Origin of the sequence: Veillonella dispar, from assembly GCF_937975875.1 — a bacterium.
Classification (GTDB): domain Bacteria; phylum Bacillota; class Negativicutes; order Veillonellales; family Veillonellaceae; genus Veillonella; species Veillonella dispar_B.
Genome location: NZ_CALJSP010000034.1, coordinates 1 through 3,344 on the forward strand (window position 1 = coordinate 1; position 3,344 = coordinate 3,344).

Genomic DNA, 3,344 nt, shown 5'->3' on the forward strand with positions numbered 1-3,344 from the left:
CCAGATTCCGTGCTAACTTTAGCTAATACATGACTCAATTCATCAGGACTAGAGATTTTAGTGTGCCCACAGCCATAGAGTTTAGCGGCCCCACTATAATCTAAACCTTGTGACGTAGAGAACAAGTAGTCAAAATGCTTTGTCCCCTTTTGAGGTAAGTATTCAAAAATACCGCCTCCATCATTATTATGCAAAATAATGGTTAAGTTTAAATTATGAGTTTTAGCTACAGCCAATCCATTCAAATCATGGAACAAGGATAAATCCCCTGTTACTAAATATGTAGGTCTACCATTTACTGCTAGCCCTAGAGCCGTTGAAATAGTGCCATCAATGCCATTGACACCTCGGTTGCCGAAAAGAACCGCCTTAGATTCCCCACTGAACCAGAAGTAATCAAAATCGCGAATCGTCATACTATTGGCAACAAAAATTTGTCCATCTTCTGGGATATACTCTTGTAACTCGCGTATAGTTCGGCCTTCAAAGCAATGAGGTTCATCGATAGCTAAGCTTAGTTGCTTCTTACCCTCTTGTTCTAATCGTTGCCATATGTTTAAGTACGTATCAGAGCGATTGTTTTTTCCATACAAATGGGTAAAGACATCAATGCTAGCTTGCACATGCATGGTAGTTTTACCTGTTGGATTCATGGAGTCCATGGTAGGATTTACCTCAATATACTCCACATCAGTCCAGCTAGCAATCATCTGTTGCACTCGTTTTGACACAACGATTTGGCCAAACTGAATTACACAATCTGGTTTTAACTCACGCCAAAGAGCTTGCCCTGCTAATAATGCATCATACGTAGAGATAACAACATTATTAGCATCAATCCCCTCTTTATTGCTTTGATTATCCGCCGAGTTATAACGTCGTCTTACATTAGACAATGGATCCGCCAAAATAGGGGCTTGTAAAGCCTCCCCAAAGGAACGAATCGTATTAGCTTCATCTATATCGATCTGCGGGCCTGCTAGGATAAGGATACGCTCATATCTTTCAAGTAAATCATTAATCTCGTTTGTACCATTATTTCCATGAGCAATATCAACTGCATTATTAAAATGAGTCAAATTATTTCTATTATCACAGCCAAACACACTACTATAGTTTGGTTTAACCACTTTAAAGGAACTGCGACCAGCCTCAAAATGGTTACGGCTCAATTCTGGCACCAATGGTTCAAAGAGAGGCACATTAATATGGACTGGCCCTTTTTTCGTATCCATCGCTTTCATATACGCTTTACGAGCCACTTGGCGAGGATATGTATAGTAATGAGCCTCTTGAGGCACAGCTAATTCTTCAAAATAATTGACCGCAGTGCCAAAGATTTTGTGCTGATCTACAGTCTGAGGAGCCCCTACATGCAATAATGTATGAGGTCTATCAGCAGATAGTACAATGAGCGGTACCCCGCTATATTGAGCTTCCAAAACAGCTGGCAAATAATGGGCCACAGCCGAACCTGAAGTACATACGAGTACAGTTGGTTCCTTATGAGCCTTTGCAATGCCTAGAGCCATAAAACTAGCAGAGCGCTCATCTATATTCATATAGGTTTCAAATCCTTCATGCTCCTTGAACAGCATGGCCATCGTCGTAGAACGAGAACCAGGGCTAAACACCGCATGACGGACGCCGAGTTGGTAGAACTCGTCTACCAAGGCAGCAATATATTCATTCATTATATTCCCTTTCAAACACCCCTAGAGGTACGGAAACAATTATAAGGCATCAAGAATGGTGCGCATTTTATTATTAGTTTCAGCGTATTCTTCATCCGCATCAGAATCGGCTACAACACCACATCCTGCATAGGCATACAATACATTATCCATGATAAGAGCAGATCGAATAGCAACTACAACGATGCCGTCCCCCATATCTTTCATAAAGCCAAAAGGGGCTGCGTACATGCCACGTTCATGAGATTCATACTCTTGTAATAAGGCTAGCGCCTTTTCTCGAGGTTCACCACCAAGGGCTGGTGTAGGGTGTAATAACTTAGCCCAATCCACAAGAGATTTTGTACTATCCTTTGCGGTAATTATGGTACGCAAATGATAGAGGTGCGACAACTCCATAATGCCGGTTTCCCCCACCGTAACATGTGGAGTAATTTGTCTCATCGTATTCACGATACGATCGCGAACGATATTATGTTCTACAAGATTTTTCTTATTAGTTAGTAATTGTTCCTTAGTCCACGCGTTAGGACCATCCTTTGGAGCAGTGCCCGCTAAGGCATAGCTTAATATTTCACTGCCGCGATGGCGGACTAAAATTTCTGGCGATGCCCCTACAAAGGTACGCCCATCCTTTTCATAGCCAAAGATAAAGCAATTAGGATTATTATCCACTAAGTTAGCTAAGATACTTGCCACATTATATGGTGTTTCGCTAGTGAATTCGACCTCACGAGAGGAGACGACCTTAGTCATCTCACCGCTGTTAATACCATTGGCAATAGCATTCATCAAACGATTCCAATCCGCCTTATCATCACTGGTTTCTTTGTAGTTATGATGAACTCGAGGTACCTCATAATTCTCAATAGGTACACTTTCACCAGCATGTAGATAGAAGGACTCTCCATTTTCTACGATGTAATAATGGGTAAAAGCAATCATTTCATGGCCCATATTAGACCATTTAGGGTCTTTTACAGTATCAAAAAAAGTATCCCCATAAAATACATAAGCGTAATTATGGCGATCGTTATCATCTTTAACCGTCGCTAGACGTTTAGCGCCCACAACGATGCGGTCACTTTGGCGATCCACCCAAAACACACGTTCTTCATTGGGGAAATTCATCCAAAATGATACCGGACTATTCAGTTTTAACGGTTCTTTGTTATATTTCATAGTTGTATGTCGCTATACGAAAAATAGACTATAGTAAAAACACCTAATATGTAGAAGATGTACTTCTACATATTAGGCGCCATCAATAGGTTTCAAAATGTTGAGATGAGCCTAACGCCATCACACGTCGATGGGCCCTCTTTATATCTACATTATTATAACATAGGTAACCATTAAAAGGTAGAAAATAAAAACCTCTACACCACATGCGCTATGCATAAATGTAGAGGTTTTTATATTTTTGAAATGCTATTGTATTCTTTTAAATACATGTTTACATGATTTAAAAGACCTTTAGTTTATTTGAAAGCTTTCGCCCCAATATCTGTACGATATTGCATGCCCTCAAAATCGATATGTTCTATACGACCATAAGCTCTATCGAGTGCGGTTCTAAGGTCCTTACCAAGGCCGGCGTCCTTGCAGTGGGGGTCCATATAGCGCAGGAAGTACCAGGAAGAACCGGCC

General features: G+C 40.9%; 3 protein-coding genes. All 3 read right to left on the reverse strand.

Features of this window, described 5'->3' with window-relative positions:
• Positions 1 to 1,694: 2-succinyl-5-enolpyruvyl-6-hydroxy-3-cyclohexene-1-carboxylic-acid synthase (menD, locus tag Q7P05_RS01385; RefSeq protein ID WP_303930147.1), on the reverse strand; the 1,694-nt coding region annotated here is incomplete at its 3' end.
• Positions 1,695 to 1,733: 39 nt separating this feature from the next.
• Positions 1,734 to 2,876 (reverse strand): isochorismate synthase, encoded by a 1,143-nt coding sequence (locus tag Q7P05_RS01390; protein WP_178884479.1) that lies wholly within the window; start codon positions 2,874 to 2,876, stop codon positions 1,734 to 1,736.
• A 299-nt stretch (positions 2,877 to 3,175) separates the two neighbouring features.
• The coding region (locus Q7P05_RS09580; protein WP_369680421.1) for a phosphoribosylglycinamide synthetase C domain-containing protein at positions 3,176 to 3,344 on the reverse strand (169 nt) is incomplete at its 5' end.

Bases quoted from the DNA above. Each gene is read 5' to 3' on its own strand.
- Q7P05_RS01390 (WP_178884479.1), bottom strand. From the start codon at position 2,876: ATGAAATATAACAAAGAACCGTTAAAACTGAATAGTCCGGTATCATTT.